General features: G+C 66.4%; 21 protein-coding genes. 3 read left to right on the top strand and 18 right to left on the bottom strand.

All coding sequences use genetic code 11. From position 1 onward, the window contains the following. Positions 1–15 precede the first annotated feature (15 nt). The gene (locus tag AC3WRR_RS30790; RefSeq protein ID WP_492298971.1) at positions 16–951 is read left to right on the top strand and encodes a LysR substrate-binding domain-containing protein; all 936 of its coding nucleotides are present in this window, start codon (positions 16–18) and stop codon (positions 949–951) included. Positions 952–1,211: 260 nt separating this feature from the next. Here AC3WRR_RS30790 and AC3WRR_RS30785 read toward each other — a convergent pair whose 3' ends face one another. From AC3WRR_RS30785 to AC3WRR_RS30725, 13 genes are all read right to left on the bottom strand, one after another. After that, on the bottom strand, positions 1,212–1,955 hold the full coding sequence (locus AC3WRR_RS30785; protein ID WP_010811278.1) for an ABC transporter ATP-binding protein: 744 nt from the start codon (positions 1,953–1,955) through the stop codon (positions 1,212–1,214). A 9-nt stretch (positions 1,956–1,964) separates the two neighbouring features. Next, on the bottom strand, positions 1,965–3,806 hold the full coding sequence (locus tag AC3WRR_RS30780; protein WP_010811279.1) for a branched-chain amino acid ABC transporter ATP-binding protein/permease: 1,842 nt from the start codon (positions 3,804–3,806) through the stop codon (positions 1,965–1,967). 3 nt (positions 3,807–3,809) lie between these two features. Further along, positions 3,810–4,862 (bottom strand): branched-chain amino acid ABC transporter permease, encoded by a 1,053-nt coding sequence (locus tag AC3WRR_RS30775; protein WP_010811280.1) that lies wholly within the window; start codon positions 4,860–4,862, stop codon positions 3,810–3,812. 566 nt (positions 4,863–5,428) lie between these two features. Continuing rightward, on the bottom strand, positions 5,429–6,580 hold the full coding sequence (locus AC3WRR_RS30770; RefSeq protein WP_010811281.1) for an ABC transporter substrate-binding protein: 1,152 nt from the start codon (positions 6,578–6,580) through the stop codon (positions 5,429–5,431). Positions 6,581–6,929: 349 nt separating this feature from the next. Next, positions 6,930–7,691, bottom strand: a complete 762-nt coding sequence (locus AC3WRR_RS30765; protein ID WP_010811282.1) for a sulfite exporter TauE/SafE family protein — start codon at positions 7,689–7,691, stop codon at positions 6,930–6,932. Between the two features lie 82 nt (positions 7,692–7,773). Continuing rightward, the gene (locus AC3WRR_RS30760; RefSeq protein ID WP_492298968.1) at positions 7,774–8,238 is read right to left on the bottom strand and encodes a hypothetical protein; all 465 of its coding nucleotides are present in this window, start codon (positions 8,236–8,238) and stop codon (positions 7,774–7,776) included. 403 nt (positions 8,239–8,641) lie between these two features. After that, positions 8,642–9,697 carry a branched-chain amino acid ABC transporter permease gene (locus AC3WRR_RS30755; protein ID WP_010811284.1) on the bottom strand — a complete coding sequence of 352 codons (1,056 nt, stop codon included), beginning with the start codon at positions 9,695–9,697 and terminating at the stop codon, positions 8,642–8,644. Next, positions 9,697–10,581 (bottom strand): branched-chain amino acid ABC transporter permease, encoded by an 885-nt coding sequence (locus AC3WRR_RS30750; protein WP_010811285.1) that lies wholly within the window; start codon positions 10,579–10,581, stop codon positions 9,697–9,699. Before AC3WRR_RS30750 ends, AC3WRR_RS30755 begins: the two co-directional genes overlap by 1 nt. Positions 10,582–10,745: 164 nt before the next feature. After that, positions 10,746–11,954: an ABC transporter substrate-binding protein gene (locus AC3WRR_RS30745; RefSeq protein ID WP_010811286.1), complete on the bottom strand. Its 1,209-nt coding sequence runs from the start codon at positions 11,952–11,954 to the stop codon at positions 10,746–10,748. Positions 11,955–12,028: 74 nt separating this feature from the next. After that, positions 12,029–12,754: an ABC transporter ATP-binding protein gene (locus AC3WRR_RS30740; RefSeq protein ID WP_492298966.1), complete on the bottom strand. Its 726-nt coding sequence runs from the start codon at positions 12,752–12,754 to the stop codon at positions 12,029–12,031. Between the two features lie 16 nt (positions 12,755–12,770). After that, positions 12,771–13,547: an ABC transporter ATP-binding protein gene (locus AC3WRR_RS30735; RefSeq protein ID WP_010811288.1), complete on the bottom strand. Its 777-nt coding sequence runs from the start codon at positions 13,545–13,547 to the stop codon at positions 12,771–12,773. Between the two features lie 353 nt (positions 13,548–13,900). Then, on the bottom strand, positions 13,901–15,568 hold the full coding sequence (locus tag AC3WRR_RS30730) for a GMC family oxidoreductase (protein WP_492298963.1): 1,668 nt from the start codon (positions 15,566–15,568) through the stop codon (positions 13,901–13,903). Between the two features lie 27 nt (positions 15,569–15,595). Next, a complete protein-coding gene (locus AC3WRR_RS30725) occupies positions 15,596–17,155 on the bottom strand; it encodes a CoA-acylating methylmalonate-semialdehyde dehydrogenase (protein ID WP_492298961.1) in 1,560 nt (519 codons plus the stop codon). Between the two features lie 230 nt (positions 17,156–17,385). Between AC3WRR_RS30725 and AC3WRR_RS30720 the strand changes: the two genes are divergently transcribed. After that, positions 17,386–18,273, top strand: coding sequence for a LysR family transcriptional regulator (locus tag AC3WRR_RS30720; protein ID WP_010811291.1), 888 nt, complete (start codon positions 17,386–17,388; stop codon positions 18,271–18,273). Here AC3WRR_RS30720 and AC3WRR_RS30715 read toward each other — a convergent pair. The 3 genes from AC3WRR_RS30715 to AC3WRR_RS30705 all read right to left on the bottom strand — a co-directional run bounded on the left by AC3WRR_RS30715 (position 18,270) and on the right by AC3WRR_RS30705 (position 22,199). After that, entirely contained in the window at positions 18,270–19,202 is a 933-nt protein-coding gene (locus AC3WRR_RS30715; protein WP_492298959.1) for an alpha/beta hydrolase, read from the bottom strand. The two genes, AC3WRR_RS30720 and AC3WRR_RS30715, sit on opposite strands and share 4 nt — an antisense overlap. Before the next feature lie 103 nt (positions 19,203–19,305). Beyond that, a complete protein-coding gene (gene cueR / locus AC3WRR_RS30710; RefSeq protein ID WP_010811293.1) occupies positions 19,306–19,725 on the bottom strand; it encodes a Cu(I)-responsive transcriptional regulator in 420 nt (139 codons plus the stop codon). Next, the gene (locus AC3WRR_RS30705) at positions 19,722–22,199 is read right to left on the bottom strand and encodes a heavy metal translocating P-type ATPase (protein WP_454750763.1); all 2,478 of its coding nucleotides are present in this window, start codon (positions 22,197–22,199) and stop codon (positions 19,722–19,724) included. Before AC3WRR_RS30705 ends, cueR begins: the two co-directional genes overlap by 4 nt. Positions 22,200–22,396: 197 nt before the next feature. Here AC3WRR_RS30705 and AC3WRR_RS30700 point away from each other — a divergent pair, with 197 nt between their 5' ends. Next, the gene (locus AC3WRR_RS30700) at positions 22,397–22,597 is read left to right on the top strand and encodes a heavy-metal-associated domain-containing protein (RefSeq protein WP_010811295.1); all 201 of its coding nucleotides are present in this window, start codon (positions 22,397–22,399) and stop codon (positions 22,595–22,597) included. A gap of 72 nt (positions 22,598–22,669) precedes the next feature. Here AC3WRR_RS30700 and AC3WRR_RS30695 read toward each other — a convergent pair whose 3' ends face one another. Beyond that, a complete protein-coding gene (locus tag AC3WRR_RS30695) occupies positions 22,670–23,392 on the bottom strand; it encodes an OmpW/AlkL family protein (RefSeq protein ID WP_010811296.1) in 723 nt (240 codons plus the stop codon). Between the two features lie 270 nt (positions 23,393–23,662). Further along, complete coding sequence (locus AC3WRR_RS30690; protein ID WP_058697415.1) at positions 23,663–25,651, bottom strand: alkyl/aryl-sulfatase; 1,989 nt, start codon at positions 25,649–25,651, stop codon at positions 23,663–23,665. Positions 25,652–25,717 lie beyond the last annotated feature (66 nt).

The raw sequence follows: 25,717 nt of genomic DNA, 5'->3' as shown, positions 1-25,717 counted from the left end.
CTCCCCTCCCCCGCCATGCGGCTGCATTCCCCATCGATGTCTGAGTTGCACGCCTTTGCCACCGCGGCGCGGCTGGGCAGCTTCACGCGTGCGGCGGACGAACTGTGCGTGACCCAGGGTGCCATCAGCCGCGCCATCGCGCGGCTGGAGGCGCATTTCGGGCAGCCGCTGCTACAGCGCAATGCCCACCGGCTGGTGCTGACAGATGCCGGCCGGAAATTGCTTGAGGCCGTGGCCGAGCCGCTGGCCACGATCGAGCATGCCAGCGCCACCTTGCGCGCCGGCAACCGCCGGCACCACCTGACGCTGTCCGTCGTGCCCACGCTGGCCAGCGTCTGGCTGGTGCCGCGCCTGCCGGACTTCCATCGCCGCCATCCGGAAATCCGGCTGGACTTCGTCCCGTACCAGCGCGACGAGGACCTCTCCGGCCCCTCCCCCGACGCCGCCATCCTGGCGGGTGAAGCCGGCAAATGGCCCGGCCTGCAGGCCGACTATGTGGTGGGACGTGAATTGGTGCCGGTCTGCCATCCGGACCGCGCCCGGGCACGGCGCGAGGCCGGCCGCTGGCAGTCTCCTGCGGAGCTGCTGGACGAGCCCCTGCTCTACCACACCACCGCACCGGCGAACTGGCAAAACTGGCTGCAGGCCGCCGGCGTACCCAACGCTGCGCCAAGGTTATCCACAGCGTTCGACCAGGTCTCGATCCTGATCCAGGCGGTGCGCGCCGACATCGGCGTCGCCGTGCTGCAGCGTTGCCTGGTGCGCGACGAAATTGCCGCCGGACGCGTAACGGCGCCGTTTGACCTGCCAATTACGCTGCAACGGGGCTATTTCCTGTGTGCGCCGAAGGAACGGCGCGATCATCCGGCGCTGAACTGCTTCCGGGATTGGCTGCTGGAAACCGCAGCGAAGGATACAGGCAGCGGCACCAACGCTTTATTCGCCGGATGACTAATATGGAAAAAATTATGCAAAGATACATTCATTCCACAGATAAAATTCCTAAAAATTATTATCTGTATGGATGTTATCCGGTAAATTTGATTGCTAAAAATTACCCCAGTAGATATTTGCGTACCTACATCAGCGCACCGATAGCGACATCCGCCCGAAGCGCCTCTGAATTGGGTTATCCCCAAAGTTATTCACACCACCAATAGAAAAGGGCCTGCATCCGCAGACCCTCATTCCTCTGGCGAAAACCGGGCGGGTTAAGCCGCCTTTTTTGCCAATCCAAGATAGGTTTCGATCACCTTCGGATTCGCCGCCAGTTCGTCGGCCAGCCCTTCCATCGCCATATCCCCGGTCTCGATCACATAGCCGTAGTCCGCCACCTGCAGCGCAGCGCGTGCGTTCTGCTCGATCAGCAGCGTGGCCACGCCGGTCTGGCGCAGATTGCTGATGATGTGGAAGATCTCCTTCACGATCAGCGGCGCCAGGCCAAGGCTGGGCTCGTCCAGCATCAGCAGCTGCGGCTTGGCCATCAGCGCGCGGCCCACCGCCAGCATCTGGCGCTCGCCCCCGGAGAGCGTGCCGGCGTCCTGGCGGGCACGCTCGCGCAGGCGTGGGAACAGGTCGTAGACCACGTCCATCTGGTCCAGGTAGTTCTTCTCGCCGGCGCGCTTGCGGCGAAAGGCACCCAGCTGCAGGTTGTCTTCCACCGTCATCGACGCAAACAGCTCGCGCTTCTCCGGCACCAGGCACATGCCGCGCGCAACGCGCCCTTCCACCGGGATGCCGGCCATGTCGTGGCCGAGGTAGTTGACCGAGCCGCTCGACGACCCCGTCACCGGCAGCGCACCCATGACCGCATTGAGCATGGTCGACTTGCCGGCACCGTTGGGGCCGATCACCGTGACGATCTTGCCGGCCTCCACCTTCAGGTTGGCGCCGTGCACCGCTTCCACCTTGCCGTAGCGGACGTGGAGGTCCTTCACTTCGAGAATCAGGCTCATGTCCGGTCCTTACTCCACGCCACCCAGGTAGGCTTCCAGCACTGCGGGGTTCTTCTGCACTTCCTCGGGCACGCCCTCGGCAATGCGCGTGCCGAATTCCATCACCACCAGCCGGTCGGTCAGGTTCATCACGAAATCCATGTCGTGCTCGACCAGCAGCACGCTCATGCCCTCGCCCTTGAGCTTGCGCAGCAGCTCGGCCAGCGCCTGCTTCTCCTTGTAGCGCAGGCCCGCTGCCGGCTCGTCGAGCAGCAGCAGCGCCGGGTCGCAGCAAAGCGCACGCGCGATTTCAAGAATCCGCTGCTGGCCCAGCGCGAGGCTGCCGGCTTCCATGTACATGCAATCGGCCAGGCCCACGCGTTCAAGCTGGCGCTTCGCCTCGAACAGCAGCTTCTCTTCCTCGGCCTTGTTCATGCGCAGGATCGCTGCCGAGACGCCGCCCTGGGCGCGGAAATCACCGCGCAGGTGCGCGCCTATGGCCACGTTCTCCAGCACCGTCATGGTCGGCAGCAGGTGCACATGCTGGAAGGTGCGGCCGATGCCGCGCTTGACGATCTCGCGCGACGGCAGGCCCGAGATCACTTCACCGCGGTAACGCACCTCCCCACGCGTGACCGGCAGCACGCCCGTCACCAGGTTGAAGGTGGTGGACTTGCCCGCGCCATTGGGACCGATCAGCCCGATGATCTCGCCCGCGCGCACCTGGAAGCTGACATCGTTCACCGCCACCAGCCCGCCGAACTCCTTGCGCGCGGCGCGCACATCCAGAATCAGGTCGCCCGCCTCGGGCTTCTGGCGCACGGCCAGGGCCTCAGCCTGCGCCGGCGCCAGCACCGGTGGACCAGAAGGCACCAGACGCCGCAGGAACGGCCAGATGCCATCGCGCGCGTATTGCAGCAGCAATACCAGCAGCACGCCGAAGACGATGATCTCGAAGTTGCCGTTGGCACCGAGCAGCTTGGGCAGCACGCCCTGCAGCACATCCTTCAGGATGGTCAGGATGCCCGCGCCCAGCACCGCGCCCCACACATGGCCCACGCCGCCGACCACGGCCATGAACAGGTACTCGATGCCGTAGTTCAGGCCGAACGGCGTCGGGTTCACCGCGCGCTGCAGGTGCGCGTACAGGAAGCCCGACACGCACGCCAAAACCGCCGCCACCACGAAGATCACCACTTTCATCCATGCGGTGTTCACACCCATGGCCTCGGCCATCACGCCACCGCCCTTGAGCGCGCGGATGGCGCGCCCCGGGCGCGAGTTCAGCAGGTTCTGCATCGCCAGCACGGCCAGCAGCACCACCGCCCAGATCAGGTAGAACATCGAGCGGCCCGACTGCAGCTCGATGCCGAAGAGCGACAGCACCGGGATCCCGTTCAGGCCGTCATACTTGCCCAGGAACTCCAGGTTGCCAAACAGGAAGAACAGCGACAGGCCCCAGGCAATGGTCGCCAGCGGCAGGTAGTGGCCGGACATGCGCATCGTGATCAGCCCGATCACATAGGCCGATGCCATCGTGATCACCAGCCCCACCATCAGCCCGAACCAGGGCGACAGCCCGAACTGCGTGGTCAGGTACGCAGTGCTGTACGCGCCCAGCCCCACGAACGCGGCCTGCCCGAACGAGGTCATGCCGCCCACCCCGGTCAGCAGCACCAGCCCGATCGCCACGATGCTGTACAGGCCGATGTAATTGCCCAGCGTGATCCAGAACTCCGGCGTCGGCAGCGCCGGCAGCAACACCAGCACCACAATGAAAGCCAGCACCAGGACCCGGTTGCGGTTCAGCCGCGCACGGCTGCCTGCCTCGGCACTGGCCACCCGCGCCTGCTTGTCGGTCAGCATGGTCATGGCTTATTCCTCCTCCTCGACATGCTTGCTCGTCAGCGAGCGCCACAGCAGCACCGGAATGATCAGTGTGAAGACGATGACCTCCTTGAACGCGCTGGCCCAGAAGGACGAATAGGATTCAAGCAGGCCCACCAGCAGCGCACCGAGCGCCGCCACGGGGTAGCTCACCAGCCCGCCGACAATGGCGCCGACAAAGCCCTTCAGGCCCACCAGGAAGCCCGACTCGTAGTACACGGTGGTCAGCGGCGCGATCAGGATGCCGCACAGCGCGCCCATCGCCGCGGCCAGCGTGAACGACAGCCGCCCCGCCTGCGTGGTGCCGATACCGACCAGGCGCGCGCCCAGCCGGTTTACCGCGGTCGCGCGCAGCGCCTTGCCCTGCAGCGTGCGCTCGAAATAGAAGTACAGCGCGCCGATCAGCAGCGCCGACACGCCCACGATCCACAGGCTCTGGCCCGAGATGCTGAGCGCCCCCACGTCGAAGCGCGCATCCGAGAACGCATTGGTGCGCGAACCCTCCGCCCCGAACATCACCAGGCCCAGCCCCACCAGCGCAAAGTGCACGCCGACCGAGACGATCAGCAGCACCAGCGTGCTGGCCTCGGCCAGCGGCTGGTAGGCCAGCCGGTACAGCATCGGCCCCAGCGGGATGATGATCAGCAGCGTCAGCGCGATCTGCGCCAGCATCGGCAGCGGCTGCGCGCCATACTGCTGCGCCAGCCAGTGCACCGCGAGCGGGAACACCAGGTATTTGCCTGCCAGCACCGCCAGCCGCTGGCCCAGCGTGCGGCGCAACTCGGCGCTGCGCAGCACCGTGACGGTTTCATAGATGAAGGTCAGCGCCCCCATCGCCAGCAGCAGCCAGCTGGTCTGCGGCGCGTGACCGGCCTGCATCGCCGCCAGCGTCAGCGCGCCGTAGGCAACAAACTCCCCTTGCGGGATGAAGATGACCCGGGTCACCGAGAACACCAGCACCAGGGCCAGTGCCAGCAGCGCGTAGATCGCGCCCGAGGTGATGCCGTCCTGGGCCAGGATGGCAGCGATTGATAAGTCCATTGTCTCCCCGTCTCTTGGAAATACCTGCCTGCATCATATGGGGGCCGACAGGGTGCTGTGTGCTTCGGGATTTACGCAATAGTAAACGGATTGCCTAATGTGGAAATACAGGCAAGCCCTAACGAGAGGTGTGTATGGCGGCGTGAGCGTTTCGCATTGTTGCCATGCGGTTGGTTGTCGCTCTTGGCAGGCGTAGCGTTTCGCGCAAGCGCCCAATGACCGTCAGCGCACTTTGAGCCGGCGCAGCAGCCGTAGGCGTCCAGGCGATGCCGTTTGCAGCAGGCGGCCTACGCCCTGCATGGGGATTGTTCAATAGTGGGTTATCGAAGGCACTATCCCTGACTCACATGGCGTAGCAGGGTCGAACGGGCAACCACGCCAGAACGGCAAGCACCACCGTGCGAACCACCAACACCGTGCAATTTATTGCCAGCCGCATAGGCGACGCGTTCTTTGGTTACTTTCTGTCGCTCGGACAGAAAGTGACTCGCCGGCTAAGCCGGCGAAACAGCAGCACTTGCCAAGGGCGACACCCAACCGCATAGCGCCACGCCGCCCCCCGACCCTCACTTAGTCAACAACTTCCACTTCCCATCAACAATCTGCACCATCACCCGTGCCCTCTGATCAAAGCCAAGGTGGTCGGTAGCACTCATGTTCATGATCCCATGCGAAACCGGCAGATTCTTGGTCTGCTCCATCGCATCCCGCAATGCCTTGCGGAATTCCTTGGTACCCGGCTGGCCCTTCTTCAGCGCCTCAGGGATGGCATGCTGCAGGATCAGCCCCGCATCCCAGGCATGACCGCCGAAGGTCGAGACCTGGCCACCGAAGGCCTTCTCGTAAGAAGTCTTGTAGGACATGGCCGGCTTCTTCACCGGATTGCTGTCCGGCAATTGCTCAGCCACCAGCAGCGGCCCGGCCGGCAGGAACGTGCCTTCGCAATCCTTGCCGCACACGCGCAGGAAGTCGGCATTGGCCACACCGTGGGTCTGGTAAATCTTGCCCTTGAAACCACGCTCCTTGAGCGTCTTGGCCGGCAGCGCCGCGGGCGTACCCGAGCCTGCGATCAGCACGGCGTCGGCATTGGCGCTCATCATCTTCAGCACCTGGCCGGTGACCGAGGTATCGGTACGGGCAAAGCGCTCGTTGGCGACCACCTTGATCTTGCGCAGCTCCGCCACCTTGGCGAACTCCTGCGCCCAGCTGTCGCCATAGGCGTCCGCGAAGCCGATGAAGGCCACCGTCTTCACGTTGTTGTTGGTCATGTGCTCGGCAATGGCGGTCGCCATGTGCGAGTCATTCTGCGGCGTCTTGAAGACCCAGGCGCGCTTGGCATCCATCGGCTCGATGATGCGGGCCGAGGCGGCCATGGTGATCATCGGCGTATCGTTCTCGGCCACCACGTCCACCATCGCCAGCGAGTTCGGCGTCACGGTGGAACCCACCACCACGTCAACCTTGTCTTCGCTGATCAGCTTGCGGGTGTTCTTGACCGCGGTGGTGGTGTCGGAGGCATCGTCCAGCACGATGTACTCGATCTTCTTGCCCGCGATTTCCTTGGGCATCAGCGTGAAGGTGTTCTTCTCCGGAATACCCAGCGATGCCGCCGGACCCGTGGCCGACACCGTCACCCCGACCTTGACCTGTGCCTGGGCTGCACCGGCAACCAGGCTCGCCGCAGCGATTGCCAGCAGGCTGGCGCGCTTGAAATCCATCTTGTCTCCTCGGTTCCTGAAACGGAAAGGCATCCGTCCGGCGTCCACCGGCGGATGCCCTGGTCCACTGAACTGGATGAGGCGCAGCCCAGCGGGTGCGCATTCCATCCGGTTCAGTGGGCCTTGATCGACCCCTCGGGTCAACACAGGCACATCGCCGGCACCTGCGCTACAGCCAGGAACGACGCAAGGCCGCTCCCCAGTTTCCCCGTCCGCACCACTCCCCCGGATCGGCGCGATCCGGCTATTCACCGACCGTGCGGTCGGGAATTCGGATCGAGTCTAGCACAGCGACTTGGCGCGAAAAGGGAGGATTAACCCGCATCGCGAGCGCCGCCCGGCTTCGCCGTCAGCGCAGGAACGCGTCCCAGGCGGTCTTCAGGATCAGCGCGCTCACCACCACGATAAACACCTTGCGCACGAAGGCGCTGCCGTGGCGCAGGGCCAGCTTGCTGCCCACCTGGCTGCCGGCGATGTTGGCCACTGCCATCACCAGGCCCAGTTGCCACCAGATATGGCCCTTGCTGGCCAGCAACAGCAGCGCCGCCAGGTTGGTGGCAAGGTTGACCACCTTGGTCGAGGCCGCCGCGTGCAGGAAGTCATAGCCGAACACCCGCACGAACGCGATCATCAGGAAGCTGCCGGTACCCGGGCCGAACACGCCGTCATAGAAGCCGATGGCGGCACCGGCCAGCAGCGCCGCGACGCGCTCGCGCGACCCCGACAGCGTCGGCGCGTGTTCCGTACCCAGGTCCTTCTTGGCCACGGTGTAGACCAGCAACACCACCAGCACGAATGGCAACGCCTTGCGCAGCGGTTCGGCCGGAATCTTGGTCAGCGCCCAGGCACCGGCCATCGAGAAGACAAGGGCCGCCACCACCGCGGGCGCGGTCGCTCCCCAGTAGATGCGCACGCTGCGGCCGTAGCGCAGCGCCGCGTTGGCGGTGCCCGCGATCGAGCCCATCTTGTTGGTGCCCAGCAGCGTGGCCGGCGCGACATTGGGATAGGCCGAGAACATCGCCGGGATCTGTACCAGGCCGCCGCCGCCGGCGACCGCGTCAATCAGGCCGGCGAGAAAGGCGGCAACCGCCAGGAATGCGAATTCCGTCATTGCAGGAAGCAGGGAAGCGAAAAGGGATAGGATCGGAGGAGATCGGTGCGGGCGGGCCGGCGCGCTGCCGGGCGGTATCAGTTCAGCCCAGCACCTTGGCCGCAGGCACCAGGCTGCGGTGCCACATGCCGTTGCCATGCGGGCTGAAGCCCGGCGGCGCGCCGCCTTGCCCTGCCGCCAGCCCCGGCGCCAGCAGCGCGTGACGGATACCGTGCGCGCGGCCCCAGTCGGCCAGCGTGGCACAACAGGCCTCAAGGCAGGCGCGGCGGGCCCCGCCGTCCAGCCCGGGCCGTACCCACCACTCCATGCCGCAAGCGGCCAGCCCGGCAAGCTCCAGGCTCGGGAGCAGCGCCACCGGCAGGCACGCCAGCAGATCGTGCGGAGCCTGCGCATCATCCACCAGCAGGCAGATGCCGCGACCGGACTGGGCCAGCAGCTCGTCCAGCATCAGCCGGCGCGCGCGCGCGGCGGGCACCGGCAGTGGCTGCACCGTAGCCAGCCAGGCTTCCAGCGTGGCTGCGTCGGCGCCCAGTCCGAGGCGTACCAAACCCTGCGGCGCGGGCGCGTCGGGATGATCCGGAACGGCTGGGGAGTCGGGGGAATCAGGTGCGGCAGGCATGGCGGGCAATGAGAGCGCCCGCATTGTCGCATGTGGAGGGTAGCCAGGTGATGCCGGTGCAGCCTGGATGCCCCATGATGGGGCGAAAGCGCCACAGCAGCGATTGGGAGGCCCAAATGAAAAAAGCGTTGCCGAGGATCACCCGGCAACGCCCTTTATTTATAACGCTGCTACCCGACACCGGGTGCGCGCCTGTCGTCTCCTCGCTTCCGCCTCCATTTAACCTGCGAAAACCGTATATGGAATGTAACGAAGCGGTGCATCGAGGACAAGCTAGAAAAAACCCTAGCCCCAGAATCGGGCATGTCGACCCGCGGTCACTCCTGCCGGGTTACTCCCGCTTGCCCGAGTGGCCCCCGAAGCGCGCCAGCAGCTCGCCCATGATGCCACGGCGGAAAGTCAGCACGCAGATCACGAAGATCACGCCGGTCACCATCGTCACCGACTCGCCCAGCGTGCCGAACCAGGAGATGCCGGTGACCGACGCCAGGAAGTTGCCGATGTCGCCCAGCTTGTTCTCCAGCGCGACCACCACGAAGGCACCGACAATCGGGCCCGACAATGTGCCCAGGCCGCCGACCAGTGTCATCAGGATGACCGAGCCGGACATCGACCAGTGCACGTCGGTCAGCGTCTCGAAGCCCAGCACCAGCGCCTTGATCGAGCCGGCCAGCCCCGACAGCGCCGCCGACAGCACGAAGGCGGTCAGCTTGAAGCGGTCGACGTCATAGCCCAGCGAGATCGCGCGCGGCTCGTTCTCCTTGATCGCCTTCAGAATCTGGCCGAACGGCGAATGCACCGTGCGCACGATCAGCGCAAAGGCGGCCACGATGATCGCCAGCGCGACGTAGTACAGCGTCAGGTCGTCCGACAGCGGCAGCACACCGAACAGCTTGCCGCGCGGGATGCCCTGCAGGCCGTCCTCGCCACCGGTGAACGGCGCCTGCAGGCAGATAAAGAACAGCATCTGCGCCAGCGCCAGCGTGATCATCGAGAAGTAGATGCCCTGCCGGCGGATGGCCAGCGAGCCCACCACGTAGCCGATCAGCGCGCCCGCACCGGTGCCCAGGATCAGGCCGATTTCCGGGGTCACGCCCCAGACCTTCATGGCATGGCCGGCCGCGTAGCCAGCGCCGCCGAAGAAGGCCGCATGGCCGAACGACAGCAGCCCGGTATAACCGATCAGCAGGTTGAAGGCGCACGCAAACAACGCGAAGCACAGCACCTTGAGCACGAACACCGGATACGCACCTGCCAGCGGCGCGGCCACCAGTGCCAGCAGCAGCAATCCGTACAACAGTTTCTTCTGCACGCCTTGTCCCTTTCCTGCGTTGCCCGCGTTGGCCGCCACCGTGGATGGCGTCGATGATGTGGAGGGTGCGCTCATCACTTCTCCTTCCCGAACAGCCCGGCCGGGCGCAGCAGCAGCACGATCACCATGATGAAGAACACCACGGTCGACGACGCTTCCGGATAAAACACCTTGGTCAGCCCCTCGACCACGCCCAGCCCCAGGCCGGTCAGGATCGAGCCCATGATCGAGCCCATGCCGCCGATCACCACCACCGCGAACACGATGATGATCAGGTTCTGGCCCATCAGCGGCGAGATCTGGATCACCGGCGCGGCCAGCACCCCGGCAAACGCGGCCAGCGCCACGCCGAAGCCGTAGGTCAGGGTCACCATCAGCGGCACGTTGACGCCGAAGGCCTCGACCATCTTGGGGTTCTCGGTGCCGGCGCGCAGGTAGGCGCCCAGCTTTGTCTTCTCGATCACGTACCAGGTGGCAAAGCACACCACCAGCGACGCCACCACGACCCACGCGCGGTAGTTGGGCAGGATCATGAAGCCCAGGTCGGTCGCGCCCTGCAGCGCATCCGGCGTCGAGTACGGCAGCCCGGAGACGCCGTAGATCGAGCGGAAGATGCCCTCGATCACCAGCGTGATGCCCAGCGTCAGCAGCAGGCCGTAGATATGGTCGAGCTTGTAGATCCAGCGCAGCATGGTCTTCTCGATCACCACGCCCAGTGCGGCGACGACCAGCGGCGACAGCAGCAGCATGATCCAGTAGTTCAGCCCGGCGTACTCCATGCCCATCCAGGCCAGCACGGCGCCCAGCATGAAGAGCGCGCCGTGCGCGAAATTGATGACGTTGAGCAGGCCGAAGATAACCGCCAGGCCCAGGCTCAGCATCGCATAGAAGGCGCCGTTGACCAGCCCCAGCAATAGCTGGGAAAGCATGGCCGGCAAGGGGATTCCGAAGATGTCCATCGCGGAGTGCCGTTGATACCGCCGTTGTATGGCGGGAATTGCTGCGGTTGGTGCCAGGTAATGCGAACGCTGCGGCGAACACCGTTGGCGAACACCGCAGCAAGGAACCGCGTCCGATGCCGGCGGCACGCAGGTGGCGCGCCGCCGGCAGATCTCACATCAGCTTACTTCTTCAGCATTGCGCACTTCGACTCGGCCACCGTGGTGAAGGCCTGGTCACCCGGAATGGTCGCGACCACCTTCAGGTAGTCCCACGGCTTCTTCGACTCTGCCGCGGTCTTCACCTGCATCAGGTACATGTCGTGGATGCCACGGCCGTCCTGGCGGATATAGCCCTTGGTATAGAAGTCGTTGATCTTCATCTTCTTCAACTCGGCCATGACCTTGTCCGGATCGTCGGTCTTGGCCGCTTCCACCGCCTTCAGGTAGGTGCTGGCCGCCGAGTAGTCCGCGGCCTGCAGGCTGCTCGGCATCTTCTTCATCTTGCCGAAGAAGCGGTTGGCGAACTTGCGGGTGTCGTCGTTCATGTCCCAGTACCAGCTGTCGGTCATCAGCAGGCCTTCGGTGTTCTTCAACCCGAGGCTGTGCACATCGTTGATGAACATCAGCAGGCCGGCGATCTTCATCGACTTGGTGATGCCGAATTCCTTGGCCGCCTTGATCGCATTGATGGTGTCGCCGCCGGCGTTGGCCAGGCCCAGGATCTGCGCCTTGGACGACTGCGCCTGCAGCAGGAACGACGAGAAGTCCGATGCCGACAGCGGATGGCGCACCTGGCCCGCCACCGTGCCACCGCTGGCCTTGACCACCGCCGCGGTATCGCTTTCCAGCGAATGGCCGAAGGCGTAGTCGGCGGTCAGGAAGAACCACGACTTGCCGCCCTGCTTGACCACCGCGCTGCCGGTGCCCTTGGCCAGCGCCACCGTGTCATAGGCGTAGTGCACCGTGTACGGCGAGCACTCTTCGTTGGTCAGGCGCGCGGTGCCGGCGCCGATGTTGATGTAGACGCGCTTCTTCTCCGAAGCCACCTTGTTCATCGCCAGCGCGGTGCCCGAGTTGGTACCGCCCAGCAGCAGGTCCAGGCCCTGCTGGTCCATCCATTCGCGCGCCTTCGAGGCGGCGATGTCGGCCTTGTTCTGGTGGTCGGCAGAGACAATCTCGATGGGCTTGCCCAGCACCTTGCCGCCGCGGTCCTCGACCGCCATCTTGATGGCTTCCAGGCCGCCGGGGCCGTCGATGTCGGCGTACAGGCCCGACATGTCGGTGATGTAGCCGATCTTCACGGTGTCACCGGACACCTGGGCAACGGCGCTGAAGGAAACCGCACCCATGGCAATGGCCGCCATCGCGGCCGCGAGCCGAGTCTTTTTCATGTCTATGTCTCCTGATTTGCGGCGGCGTGCGCGCCACCCGTTCCTGCCAAACATCAACCCATGATCCGTGCGGATCAGACCCCGAGCAGTTCGTGCAGCACCGGCATCTTGGCCTCCAGCTCATTGGCCGCGAAGCGCTCGACGATGCTGCCGTGCTCCATCACGTAGAAGCGGTCAGCCAGCGGCGCGGCAAAGCGGAAGTTCTGCTCCACCATCACCACCGTGTACCCCTTCTGCTTGAGCATCAGGATCATGCGCGCAAGCGCCTGCACGATCACCGGTGCCAACCCTTCCGAGATTTCATCGAGCAGCAGCAGGTTGGCGCCGGTGCGCAGGATGCGCCCGACCGCCAGCATCTGCTGCTCGCCGCCGGAAAGACGCGTGCCCTGGCTCTGGCGGCGCTCCTTCAGGTTCGGGAACATCTCGTAGATATCGGTTTCGCTCATGCCCTTGCTGGTGTCGGCGCCCTTCAGCACCGGCGGCAGCATCAGGTTCTCTTCGCATGAGAGGCTGGAGAAGATCGCCCGCTCTTCGGGGCAATAGCCAATGCCGTAGTGCGCGATCTTGTGCGTGGGCAGGCTGATGGTCTCGTGGCCATTGACCTTGATCGAGCCCTTGCGCGCGCCGGTCAGTCCCATGATCGCGCGCAGCGTGGTGGTGCGGCCAGCGCCGTTGCGGCCCAGCAGCGTGACCACTTCGCCGCGGTTCACGGTCAAATCCACGCCGTGCAGGATGTGCGATTCGCCGTACCAGGCGTGCAGGCCCTTGATCTCGAGCGCGGGTGTGTTGGATGTCGTCATATGTTCCCCGGCCCTCTCAGTGCGCGCCCTGCAGTTCCGCGTCGACGGTGCCCATGTAGGCCTCCATCACGCGCGGGTCCCTGGACACTTCGGCATACGGGCCTTCGGCCAGGATCGCGCCACGCTGCAGCACGGTGATCTTGTCAGCGATCGACGAGACCACGCTCATGTTGTGTTCCACCATCAGGATGGTGCGGCCCGCCGAGACCTTCCTGATCAGCTGCGTGACGCGGTCCACGTCTTCGTGGCCCATGCCCTGCGTGGGCTCGTCGAGCAGCATCAGCTCGGGCTCCATCGCCAGCGTGGTGGCGATCTCCAGCGCGCGCTTGCGGCCGTACGGCAGGTTCACCGTCAGCGTCTGCGCGAACTCGGTCAGGCCGACCTGCTCTAGCAGCTCCATGGCGCGGTCATTAAGCACGTCCAGCGAGCGCTCGCTGCGCCAGAACTGGTACGCCGTGCCGAGCTGGCGCTGCAGCCCGATGCGCACGTTCTCCATCACCGTCAGGTGCGGGAATACCGCCGAGATCTGGAACGAACGGATCACGCCGCGCCGCGCGATCTGCGCGGGCTTTTCACGGGTGATGTCGATGCCGTTGAAAAGGATGGTGCCGGTGGTCGGCTCCAGAAACTTGGTGAGCAGGTTGAAGCAAGTCGTCTTGCCCGCGCCGTTGGGCCCGATCAACGCATGGATCGACCCGCGGCGCACCTGCAGGTTGACGTCGCTCACCGCCGTGAACCCCTTGAACTCCTTGGTGAGGTTCCGCGTTTCCAGGATGGTTTCCTGCTGGTTCATGTCTCCTGCCCGCCCTCTTGCTGAACTGCCGGGGTGATGCCCGGCACTGACAATGGTCCGAACCGGCCTTGTAGGCCCTTGCTGCCGCTTGTTCCGCCAGGCTGGCCGTGCTTGCGGCCCTGCCTGCGGCTTTCTGTATTGGTGCGGGGCGGCTCCCGCGCAAGGTTGCGGCGATGGCTTCGATGTGCTGCCGACGCACCCTGTGAGGCGTCTATTGTGTGCGCCTGTTGCATCGCAAAACATCGGGGTTTGCACTATGAAACATGAACCAAGTGTCAGTTTTTTTGCAGGCGCACATGAGCAGGCTGCGCCACTCGGTCACGGCCCCGCCTGCGACCCGTGGCGCGCTCATGTCAGGCGCCTGCAGCGGCTGCCGCCGGCGCCGGTTGCACCAATACTTCCGCCGCCGCCAGGCCCTGCCGGCGGTCTTCGCGGATCAGGTCGCTGGCGCGCTCGGCGATCATGATGGTCGGCGAATTGGTGTTGCCCGATGTGATCAGCGGCATCACCGAGGCATCGACCACGCGCAGGCCATCGATGCCCAGCACGCGCAGGCGATGGTCGACCACGGCCATCCGGTCGTCGGCGCGGCCCATCTTGCAGGTGCCCACCGGATGGAAGATGGTGGTGCCGATATTGCCGGCCGCTTCGGCCAGCTGTTCGTCGGTCTGGAATGCCGGGCCCGGCAGCCATTCCTCGGGCTGGAACGGTGCCAGCGCCGGCGACGCCACGATGCGGCGCGTGAGCCGGATGGAGTCGGCCGCGACTTTCCGATCCTCGTCGGTCGCCAGGTAATTGGGCGCGATCACCGGCGCCTGGCGGAAATCCGCGCTGCCGACATGCACGCTGCCGCGCGAGGTCGGCCGCAGGTTGCAGGCACTCGCGGTAAAGGCATTGAACGCATGCAGCGGGTCGCCGAACTTGTCCAGCGACAAGGGCTGCACGTGGTACTCCACGTTCGGCCGCGCCTGCGCCGGGTCCGAGCGCGCAAAGGCGCCCAGCTGCGACGGCGCCATGCTCATCGGCCCGCTCTGGTTGAAGGCGTACTGCACGCCGATGCAGAACTTGCCCCACAGGCTCGCGGCGCGCGTGTTGAGCGTGCGCACGCCGCTGACCTTCACCACCGAGCGCAGTTGCAGGTGGTCCTGCAGGTTCTCGCCCACGCCGGGCAGCGCATGGCGCACCGGGATACCCAGCGCCTGCAGGCGCTCGGCCTGGCCGATGCCCGACAGCTCCAGCAGCTGCGGCGTATTGACCGCGCCCGCGGCGAGGATCACTTCCTGCGTGGCCGCCACCGTGTGCGGCCGGCCGCCGCCGATATAGTTCACGCCGGTGCAGCGGCGCCCGTCGAAAGTCAGCCCGCTCACCTGCGCCCCGGTGACAATGGTCAGGTTGGGACGCTCCGACGCACGCCGCAGGAACGCCTTGGCCGTGTTCCAGCGGATGCCGCGGCGCTGGTTCACTTCAAAATAGCCGACGCCGAAGTTGTCGCCGCGGTTGAAGTCCTCCGTGCGCGGAATCCCCGCCTCTTCGGCGGCATCGGCAAAGCGCTCCAGGATGTCCCAGCGCAGGCGCTGGCCTTCCACGCGCCATTCGCCGCCGGCGCCATGGAATTCGCTCGGGCCGCGGTGGTGGTCCTCGCTGCGCTTGAACAACGGCAGCACATTGTCCCAGCGCCAGCCCGCATCACCGGTGAGCCGCGCCCACTCGTCATAATCCTCGCGCTGGCCGCGCATATAGATCATGCCGTTGATCGACGAGCAACCGCCCAGCACGCGCCCGCGCGGATAGCCGAGCGAGCGGCCGTTCAGGCCGGCCTCGGCCTCGGTGCGATAGAGCCAGTCGGTGCGCGGGTTGCCGATGCAGTACAGGTAGCCCACCGGGATATGGATCCAGTGGTAGTCGTCCTTGCCGCCGGCCTCCAGCAGCAGCACGCTGACGTCCGCATCCTGCGTCAGGCGGTTGGCCAGGACACAGCCTGCCGAACCGGCCCCCACGATGATGTAGTCGAATGTCTCCATCGCTGTTCTTGTCATCATAGTTGCCGCTTATTTCGCCACCGGCATAGTGAACTCGGCGCCCTTGGCGATCGAATCCGGCCAACGCTGCATCACGCTCTTGTAGCGCGTGTAGAAGCGCACACCCTCTTCGCCATAGGCGTGATGGTCGCCGAACAGCGATCGCTTCCAGCCACCGAAAGAATGCCACGCCATCGGCACCGGGATCGGCACGTTGATGCCGACCATGCCGACCTGGATCTGCCGCGCGAATGCACGCGCGATGCCGCCGTCGCTGGTGTAGCACGACACGCCGTTGCCGTATTCATGCGCATTGATCAGCGCCACCGCTTCGGCAAAGTCATGCACGCGCACTACCGACAGCACCGGGCCGAAGATCTCTTCCTTGTAGATCGTCATATCCGGCTTGACGTGGTCGAACAGCGTGCCGCCGACATAGAAGCCGTTCTCATGGCCGGGTACGGTATGACCGCGGCCATCCGTGACCAGCGTCGCGCCCTCTTCCACGCCCTTGGCGATATAGCCCTCCACCTTCGCCTTGTGCGCAGCGGTCACCAGCGGACCCATTTCGGCGTCGGACTCCATGCCGTTGCGGATCTTCAGCGAGCTCGCACGTTCGGCGAGGCGCGGCACGAGCTTGTCAGCGACATCGCCCACGGCCACGGCGACCGAGATCGCCATGCAGCGTTCGCCGGCAGAACCATACGCGGCACCGATCAGCGCATCGACCGCCTGGTCGAGATCGGCATCGGGCATCACCACCAGGTGGTTCTTGGCGCCGCCCAATGCCTGCACGCGCTTGCCGTGTTTGGTGCCTTCCGTATAGATGTACTCGGCAATCGGCGTCGAACCGACGAACGACAGCGCCTGCACATCCGGATGCGCCAGCAGTGCATCGACCGCTTCCTTGTCGCCCTGCACGACATTGAACACGCCATCGGGCAAACCAGCCTGGCGCAGCAGGTCGGCAATCAGCAGGCTCGGCGACGGATCACGTTCCGACGGCTTCAGCACGAAGGTATTGCCGCACGCCAGCGCCACCGGGAACATCCACATCGGCACCATCACCGGGAAGTTGAACGGCGTGATGCCGGCCACCACGCCCAGCGGCTGGCGCAGGTTCCAGTTATCGATGCCGCCGCCGATGTTGTCGGTGAAGTCGGTCTTGAGCAGGTTGGGGATGCCGCAAGCGAATTCCACCACCTCGATGCCGCGCGTGACTTCGCCCCTGGCGTCCGAGAACACCTTGCCGTGCTCGCGCGTGATCAGCGCGGCCAGGTCGTCGTGGTGCTGGTCGAGCAGTTCCTTGAACTTGAACAGGATGCGCGCGCGGCGCAGCGGCGGGGTGTCGGCCCAGGCGGGGAATGCGGCATGGGCGGCGGCGACGGCGTCGGCCACGTCCTGCGCGGTGGCCAGTGCCACGCGCGCGGCGACTTCGCCGGTGGCGGGGTTATAGATATCGGCCAGACGCTGCGATGCGCCGCGTGTCTGCCGGCCTGCGATGCTATGGCCGATGATGGTCTGCACCGCGCTGGCTTCTGCAAGGATGTCTTCCACTTCCGCTCCTGAATGCTGGGTCGCTGACGGCATGCGGCTCGCCCGATCTTTGCGTCTGGTGAAGACGCTGGCGCAAACATCCTCCAGTCTCGCACTGGCATCGATGCCGCGCCGCACAAGGCGTGCCGGGCCGTATTGAGCGCAAGCTTGGTGCAGTTGCGCGGCCCCGTCCAATGATTTATCGTCAATCGCAATATAAGCCGCGCAAAATATTGCGCCGCACCACGCCTCGCCCCTGCGCCACCTTTCGCCCCGACACTGCCTTGGACCTCCACCACCTGCGCGCCTTCGTTGCCGTCGCGCGCGAGGGCAACCTGACCCGCGCCGCGCAGCGGCTGCACCTGACCCAGCCCGCAGTCAGCCTGCAGTTGAAGGCGCTGCAATCGGCGTGGCGCATCCGGCTGTTCGAGCGCACTGCCGCGGGCCTGACGCTGACCGCCGACGGCGCCGCACTGCTGCCGCTGGCCGAACGCATCCTCGACGGCGTGGGCGACCTGCAGCACACCGTCAGCGCGATGCATCACACCGTGCGCGGCCGGCTGGCGATCGGCACCATCCTCGATCCGGAATTCACGCGGCTGGGCCCGATGCTGCGCACGCTGGTGGAACGCCACCCGCAGATCGGCACAGAACTGCGCCACGGCATGTCGGGCTGGGTGCTGCAACAGGTACGCAGCGGCGCGCTCGACGTGGGCTTCTACCTGGGCCAGCCGCCTGACGCCGGCTTCCATGCGCTGACGCTGACGCCGTTCTCCTACTATGTGGTGGCACCCAAGGGCTGGAAAGAGCGCACCGCGCTGCGCTCATGGGCGCAGCTGGCAACGCTGCCGTGGATCTGGACGCCGCCCGAATCGGCACACAACCGGCTCTTGTCCGCGCGCTTTGCGCAGGCCGGCGTCGACCCGGCCGGCGTGCCCAAGGTGGCGCATGTCGACCAGGAGGCTTCGATGCTGGACCTGGTGCGCTCCGGCGTGGGGCTGTCGCTGGTGCGCGACGCGATCGCGCTGCGCGAATCGCATGCGCACGGGCTGGTGATCGTTGAAGGGGTCTCGGTGCAGACCGAGCTGACGCTGGTATGCCTGGCCACGCGCCGCGACGACCCGGTCGTCGCGGCAGTGTTCGGCGTGGCCGAGTCGGTGTTCCGGACTTAGTGTCCCTGCTGCTGCAGGTGACGCTGCAGCCAGCCGGTCAGCGCCGCGAACACTTCGCCGCGCAGCGGCTGCGCTTCATTGAAGATCTCGTGGTAGCCGTGCTCGAACCAGACCTGTTCGCGCAACTCCGGCGGCGCGTGGTCGAAGAAGCTGCGGCTGCCGGCCGGGTCCACCACGCGGTCGGCGCCGCCGACCAGCATCAGCATGGGGGCCTCCAGCAGCGCGGCATCGGCCTGGGCCTGCGCCATGCCGCGGATAAAGCTCTCCAGTACGCTGGCGGTGATGGTGGTCTGCACCAGCGGGTCTGAGCGGTAGGCGGCCACCACGGCGGGATCGTGCGACAAGAGCCGCGCATCGATCGGATTGGGCACGCGCAGCCGCGGCGCCAGCGCCAGCAGCACGCGGTGCAGCGCCAGCATCGGGCCCGACAGGCGCAGCGCCAGCGCAGGCGAGGACAGCACCAGCGCGCGCACCGGGCGCACGCGCGCGGTGGCAAGGCGCGCCGCGATCATCCCGCCCATGCTGTGGCCGAGCAGGATCGGCAACTCGTTCCAGCCCGGCACCGCGGCATCGTAGATCTCGGCGAGGTCGTCGAGGTAGGCATCCTGATGGTCCGCCACCATGCGCGCGCCGCCGCTGGCGCCATGGCCGCGCAGGTCGTGCGCGCGCACGCGCAGGCCCAGCCCGCACAGCACATCGGCCACATGCTGGTAGCGTCCGGCATGCTCGGCAAGCCCATGCACCAGCAGCACCGAGCCGAGCGGCTCGGCAAAGCGCGCCGGATCGGGCTGCCAGGTGCGCAGCAGCAGCTCGGTGCCGTCGCGCATGCGCTGGCGGCTCTGTACCGGCGCGTGCGTGCCGGCTGGGGTATCGGCAGGCATGCCGGCAACACCGGCAATAGCAGGATCGTCCGTCATCGGTTGTTCCATTCGCGCAAGTCTCCTCCCGGCACGGAGCGCCAGCAAAAGGCTGGCGCCGGCTGTCGTTATTCTTTGTGGTGCTGCCTGCTGCCTGCCTTGCACTCTGTCCCGCTCAACCGTGGCAGGCAAGCCTGCCCTGCGCTTCCGGCTGCGCCATATCGGCGAGGATCGGGCAATCCGGCCGATCGTCGCCGCTGCAGTGCTGCGCCAGCTCGCGCAGCGTGTCGCGCATGGCGGCCAGTTCAGCGATGCGCAGCTCAAGGTCGGCCACATGCCGCAGCGTCAGCGCCTTGACGTCGGCACTGGCGCGGCCGCGGTCATGCCAAAGCGACAGCAGGTTGCGGATTTCGTCGAGCGAGAATCCCAGATTACGGGCGCGCCGCACGAAGCGCAAGTTGTGCACCGCGCGTTCGTCATAGCGACGGTAGCCGCCCTCGGTGCGCGGCGGTGCCGCCACCAGACCGATCGATTCATAGTGCCGGATCATCTTGGCCGACACGCCCGACGCCTGCGCCGCTTCGCCGATATTCATCGCTCGCCTCCCTGTGCCGTGGCAGCCCCGGCCTGCGGACGCCAGCGGCGCAGCAGCAGCGCATTGCTGACCACGCTGACACTGGAGAAAGCCATCGCCGCACCCGCCACCACCGGATTCAGCAACCCGGCCGCTGCCAGCGGAATGCCTACCACGTTGTAGAAAAAAGCCCAGAACAGGTTCTGCCGGATCTTGCGCACGGTGCGGTGCGAGACCGCCAGCGCATCGGCCACCAGCGCCGGGTCGCCGCGCATCAGCGTGATGCCGGCGGCGTGCATGGCCACGTCGGTGCCGGTCGACATGGCAATGCCCACATCCGCCGCCGCCAGCGCCGGCGCATCGTTGATGCCGTCGCCCACCATCGCCACCACCGCGCCATCGCGCCCCAGCGCCTGCACCCGGGCAGCCTTGTCCTCGGGCAGCACCTCGGCCTGCACGTCGTCCAGCCCCAGCGCCTGCGCCACGCGCGCCGCCGCGCCGGCATTGTCGCCGGTCAGCATCACGGTGCGCACACCGGCCGCGCGCAGCCTGGCGATCGCCGCCGGCGCGCCCGGCTTGATGGCATCGCCGAACGCGACCAGCCCGGCCACGCGCGGCAGCGTGGTTTCGACCAGCCACGACACGGTACGGCCGTCCGCGCGCAACTGCTCCGCCAGCGTTGCCAGCGTGCCTGCCGCTGCGCCCAGCGCCTCACGCAGGCGCTCGCTGCCCAGTTGCAGCGCCTGGCCGTCCACCACGCCGGCAATGCCGCGGCCTGGCAGGGCCTGCACTTCCGTGGCCTGCGGCGCGGCAATGCCGCGCGCCTGCGCTGCGGCCAGCACGGCGCGGGCCAGCGGATGCTCGCTGCCGGCCTGCAGCGCGGCCAGCCGCGCCAGCAGCGCGCTGCCGTCGGCATCGGCGGGATCGGCCGCATGCAGCGCCACCACTTCCGGCTTGCCGACCGTGAGCGTGCCGGTCTTGTCGAATGCCACCACGCTGACGCGGTGCGCCACCTCCAGTGCCTCGGCATCCTTGATCAGGATGCCGGCGCGCGCGCCGGCGCCGGTGCCGGCCATGATTGCCGTGGGCGTGGCCAGGCCCAGCGCGCACGGGCAGGCGATCACCAGCACCGCCACCGCGTTGAGCAATGCGGTTTCCCAGTCGCCGGCAAAGAGGCCCCAGCCCAGCACCGTCAGCAGCGCGATGCCCAGCACCACCGGCACGAACACCGCGCTGACCTGGTCGACCATGCGCTGGATCGGCGCCTTGGCCGCCTGTGCGTGCTCGACCATGCGGATGATGCGTGCCAGCACGGTCTCGGCGCCCACCGCCTCGGTGCGCGCAACCAGCAGCCCTTCGAAATTGATGGCGCCGCCGGTGATGCGGTCGCCGGGCTTCTTCGGCACCGGGACGCTTTCACCGGTCAGCATCGATTCGTCCGCGTGGCTGTTGCCTTCGATCACCTCGGCGTCCACCGGGATGCGCTCGCCGGGGCGCACCACCACCTCGTCGCCCACGCGCACCGCCGCCAGCGGCACGCTCTGCTCCACGCCGCCGCGGCGCACGCGGGCAGTATCGGGACGCAGCGCCGCGAGCGCGCGGATGGCATCGGCGGTCTGGCGCTTGGCGCGGGTCTCCAGCCACTTGCCCAGGCGCACCAGCGTGATCACCACCGCCGCGCTTTCGAAGTACAGGTGCGGCATGGCGTCGGCCGGCGTGCGCCACATCAGCCACAGCGACAGCCCATAGGCCGCCGTCGTGCCCAGCGCCACCAGCAAATCCATATTGCCGGCGCCGGCGCGCACCGCCTTCCAGCCAGCCTTGTAGAAGCGCCAGCCGAACACGAACTGCACCGGCGTGGCCAGCAGCCACTGCACCCATGCCGGCAGCATCCAGTGCACGCCGAGCCATTCCAGCACCATGGGTGCCACCAGCGGCAGCGACAGCGCCGCCGAGATCGCCACCGGCCAGGGGCCATCCCAGAAGGCAGTGCCCTGCGCGGCCTGCGGCGCCTGCGATGCGGCATCGGCCACCGGCGTCGCACCATAGCCCGCGCGCGCGACCGCGGCCACCAGCGCCGCAGTATCCGCCGCGCCGCGCAGCAGCGTGACGCTGGCGCGCTCGGTCGCCAGGTTGACCTGCGCCTCCATCACGCCCGGCACGGCGCGCAGCGCCTTTTCGACCCGGGACACGCATGAGGCGCAGGTCATGTCGGCAATATTCAGTTCGATGGTGTCCTGCGGCACCGTGTAGCCGGCATCGGCCACGGCACGGGCGGCGGCCGGCAGCACCGCGCCCGAGTCGGCGCGCAGCGTTGCGGCTTCAGTTGCCAGGTTGACGGCCACGTCGCGCACGCCCGGCACCCGGGCCAGCGCGTTCTCCACGCGGCGCACGCATGAGGCGCAGGTCATGCCGTCGACCGGCAGGCGCCATTCGGGCATTTCGTCGGCCGGCCGGACAGGTTGTGATGCGAGCACAGCGCTGGAATTTGGCATGGGTCCTGAGTCATCCACAGTGTCGATGTCAGCATCATGGACCTTACCATCATTGGAAGGTCAAGGCCGGATGCACAGGGTGTTACCGTCACATCGGCGCCAACAAATTCCTCTTGCGCTTCCCACCATGGGAAGGTTCAAACTGCATCTGTCGCGGCACCCGCCGCCCGTCCCATCCCGTTCAGGAGAGTCCCACCATGATCCAGTTCCAGGTCGAAGGCATGTCGTGCAACCACTGCGTGGGCGCCATCACGCGTGCCGTACAGGCGGTTGACCCGGCCGCGCGTGTCAGCGCGGATGTGCCCGCCCAGGCCGTACGCGTCGAGAGCAGCGCCGACCCAGAGGCCCTGCGCGATGCCATCGAAGAGGCCGGCTATCCGGTCAAGTCGGTGGCGTAAGCTGGCCACCGCAGCCGGCGCCAACAAGAAAGGGCACCCCCGGGTGCCCTTTCTGCCGTCAGTGTGCCGCGCTCAGAAGCGGTAGCCCACGTTCAGGAAGGTCACCACCGGATCGATCTTGATCTTGGTGTGTGACTGGATCGTTACCGGGCCCGCCTGCGTGGTGAAGGACGCGCGGGTCGACAGCGGCACGTACGAGACCGACAGGCCGACGAACCAGTTGTCGTTGATGGCGTAGTTGGCGCCGATGTTGAAGACCGGGTTCCACGACGGCTTGGCGCTGGCGGTCATGCGCGCACCCGGCAAGAACTCGCGGTTCACGAAGTTCTGGTTGGTGATGGTCTCGTCGGTGAACCAGGTGTAGTTCACGCCGATGCCGACATAGGGACGGAACCTGGTCTTGGCGTCGAAGAAGTGGTACTTGACCAGCAGCGCCGGGCTCCACTGCTTGACCGAACCGAGCTTGCCATACTGGGCATAGTTGCCGGTGCCCTTGACGTCATGCTTGGGCGGAATGCCCGCGACGATTTCACCGGAGATGTTGTCGGTGAAGAAGTGCGTGAAGGCCAGGCCCAGCGTGTCGGCAGATTCGATCTCCGCGCCGGTGTTCGGCCGGGTCATGCCGACCGGGCGGCCGTTGATGCTGTCGACAGTCAGCGGATCGGCGGAGCTGTTCGGCATCACGCGGAACCAGCCCAGACTGACGATATTGCTGCCGGCGGACTGCGCGTGTGCGGCTCCGGCCAGCGCCATGACAGCGCCTGCCGCCAGCATCTTCTTATAGGTCGATTTCATAATCCTCTTACTCCTCTTTCGGTTACTGCCGTGTGCATTATCCGGCCAGCCGGAGCACGACTGTTTCACCGATGACACTGATTCGTAGAGGACGCCCCCTAAAGGGAGGGTTAACCACTAAGAAACCAGCATGGGAGCGGCTCTCAGGGCCGTTCACCGAGGCATCCGCACAACGGTTTATGCCGCGCGCAGGAAAAAACCCTCAGGCAAGAGCGGTTTTATAGGGCGGGCACGCAACAGTGGCCGCGCGCCTGCCCCATCTCGGTGCGGTTAGGGTGTCACGATGCTGAAGTTCGGCTCGGACTTGTCCATCAGCGCCGTCCACGTCGCCAGCGCCTGCGGGTCGCCGTCCACACGGGCGCGGCCCGCCTGGGTCTCGGCCTGCAGTGTGGTCTGGCCGGCCAGCACGCCCATCAGCACGGCGCGCGGCATGGTAAGCGTGGCCTGCGGGGACGCGTGCTGCGCGTCGGGCTTGTAGCGGAACACGCCGTTCTCCACCGTCAGCGCAAAGCGCTTGCCGGTGTCCGGCTGTACCCAGTTCAGCGCCAGCGTCTTGCCCGCGGCGCGGTCGCCATTCAGGCTGATCGCCAGGTAGTCCAGGAACATGGTGTCGGTCATGGCGCGCAGCACGTCCGGGCTGCCGGCGCGGCGGCCGGCCTGGGGCGGGCCGCTGCGCAGTTCGGCGGCACCGGTCAGGTAGGCATTGCGCCAGGTCGAGGATTCGGCCTGGTAGCCGAGCTGCTCCAACGCGTCGGCTTCCAGCCGGCGGGCAGCCTGGTTGGACGGATCGGCAAAGACCACGTGCTTGACCACCTCGGCCACCCAGCGGTATTCGCCACGCGCATACGCCGCACGCGCCTGCTCCAGCACGCGCGCCGCGCCGCCCATGAATTCGACATAGCGCTTGCCCGCCTCTTCCGGCGGCAGCGGGTTCAGGTTGGCAGGGTTGGCGTCATACCAGCCGAGGTAGCGCTGGTATACCGCCTTGGCGTTGTGGCTGACGGTGCCGTAGTAGTCGCGCAGATGCCATTCGGCGGCCAGCGACGGCGGCAGCTTCACGCGCTCGGCGATCTCGGCCGGCACATAGCCCATGTTGGCCAGCCGCAGCGACTGGTCATGGATGTACTTGTAGCCGTCGCGCTGCTTGCCCAGGTAAGTGACGATGTCCTGGCGGCCCCAGGTAGGCCAGTGGTGCTGGGCGAACAGGACCTCGGTGCGGCCGCCGAAGCGGTCGATGGTCTCGTCCAGCGCGCGCCACCACTGGTTGGCGTCGCGCACCTGGGCGCCGCGGATGGTGTACAGGTTGTGCAGGTTGTGGGTGGCGTCCTCGGCGGCGCACAGTGCCTTCCACTGCGGGAAGTACATCAGCATCTCGGCCGGGGCCTCGGTGCCCGGCGCCATCAGGAATTCGATCTGCACACCATCGATGGTGCGCGTCTCGCCGGTCTTGTGGATCAGGTCCGTTGGCGGGATCAGCGTCAGCGTGCCGTGCGCCACCCCCTTGCCCAGCCCCGCATCCACCTGCCCGGTTGCCGAGCGCGGCAGGTTGAAGCCATACATGTACTGCGCGCGCCGGCTCATGGCGTTGCCGGCGAAGACGTTCTCGCTGACGGCCTCTTCCATGAAACCTTCCGGGGCCAGCACCTTGACCCGCCCGGCCTTGACGTCGTCTTCGCTGACGACGCCCTTGACCCCACCGAAGTGGTCGCCATGGCTGTGCGTATAGATCACCGCGACCACGGGCTTCCTGGGCCGGTGCTTGAAGTACAGGTCGAGGCCGGCGCGCGAGGTCTCCATCGCTGTCAGCGGGTCGATCACGATCAGGCCGGTATCGCCCTCGATGATCGTCATGTTGGCGATATCGAAGCCACGGATCTGGTAGATCCGATCCGTCACCTGGAACAGCCCGTTGTGCATGTTCAGCTGCGCCTGGCGCCACAGGCTGGGGTTCACGGTGGCCGGCGCCCGGTCTTGCTTGAGGAAGCCATAGGGGGCCAGCGCCCAAACCACATTGCCCTTGGCATCGCGGATCTCGGTGTTATCCAGCGTGCCGATAAAGCCACGGCGCGCGGCCTCGAAGTCACGCCGGTCCTGGAACGGCAGCTGTTGCAGCACGGCCGCATTGGCACGGGCGGTGGCATCGGTGGCGGGATTGCCCGCGGTGGCCGGGGCAGGTGCGGCGCCGGCGGTGCCGGCAAGGCTGATGGCGGCTGCAGCCAGCGCGGCGGCGGCTGCGGCAATGGCAGTCGGGTACGACATCCTGGTCTCCTGGAAATCCTGGGCCGGATGTCCGTATCCGGCCTGCAACACTTCCGTAATTGTGCT

Source organism: Cupriavidus sp. FW305-3-2-15-C-LB2 (assembly GCF_058787575.1).
The sequence above is the reverse complement of the archived record's forward strand: the minus strand, read 5'-3'. Positions and strand labels throughout refer to the sequence as shown.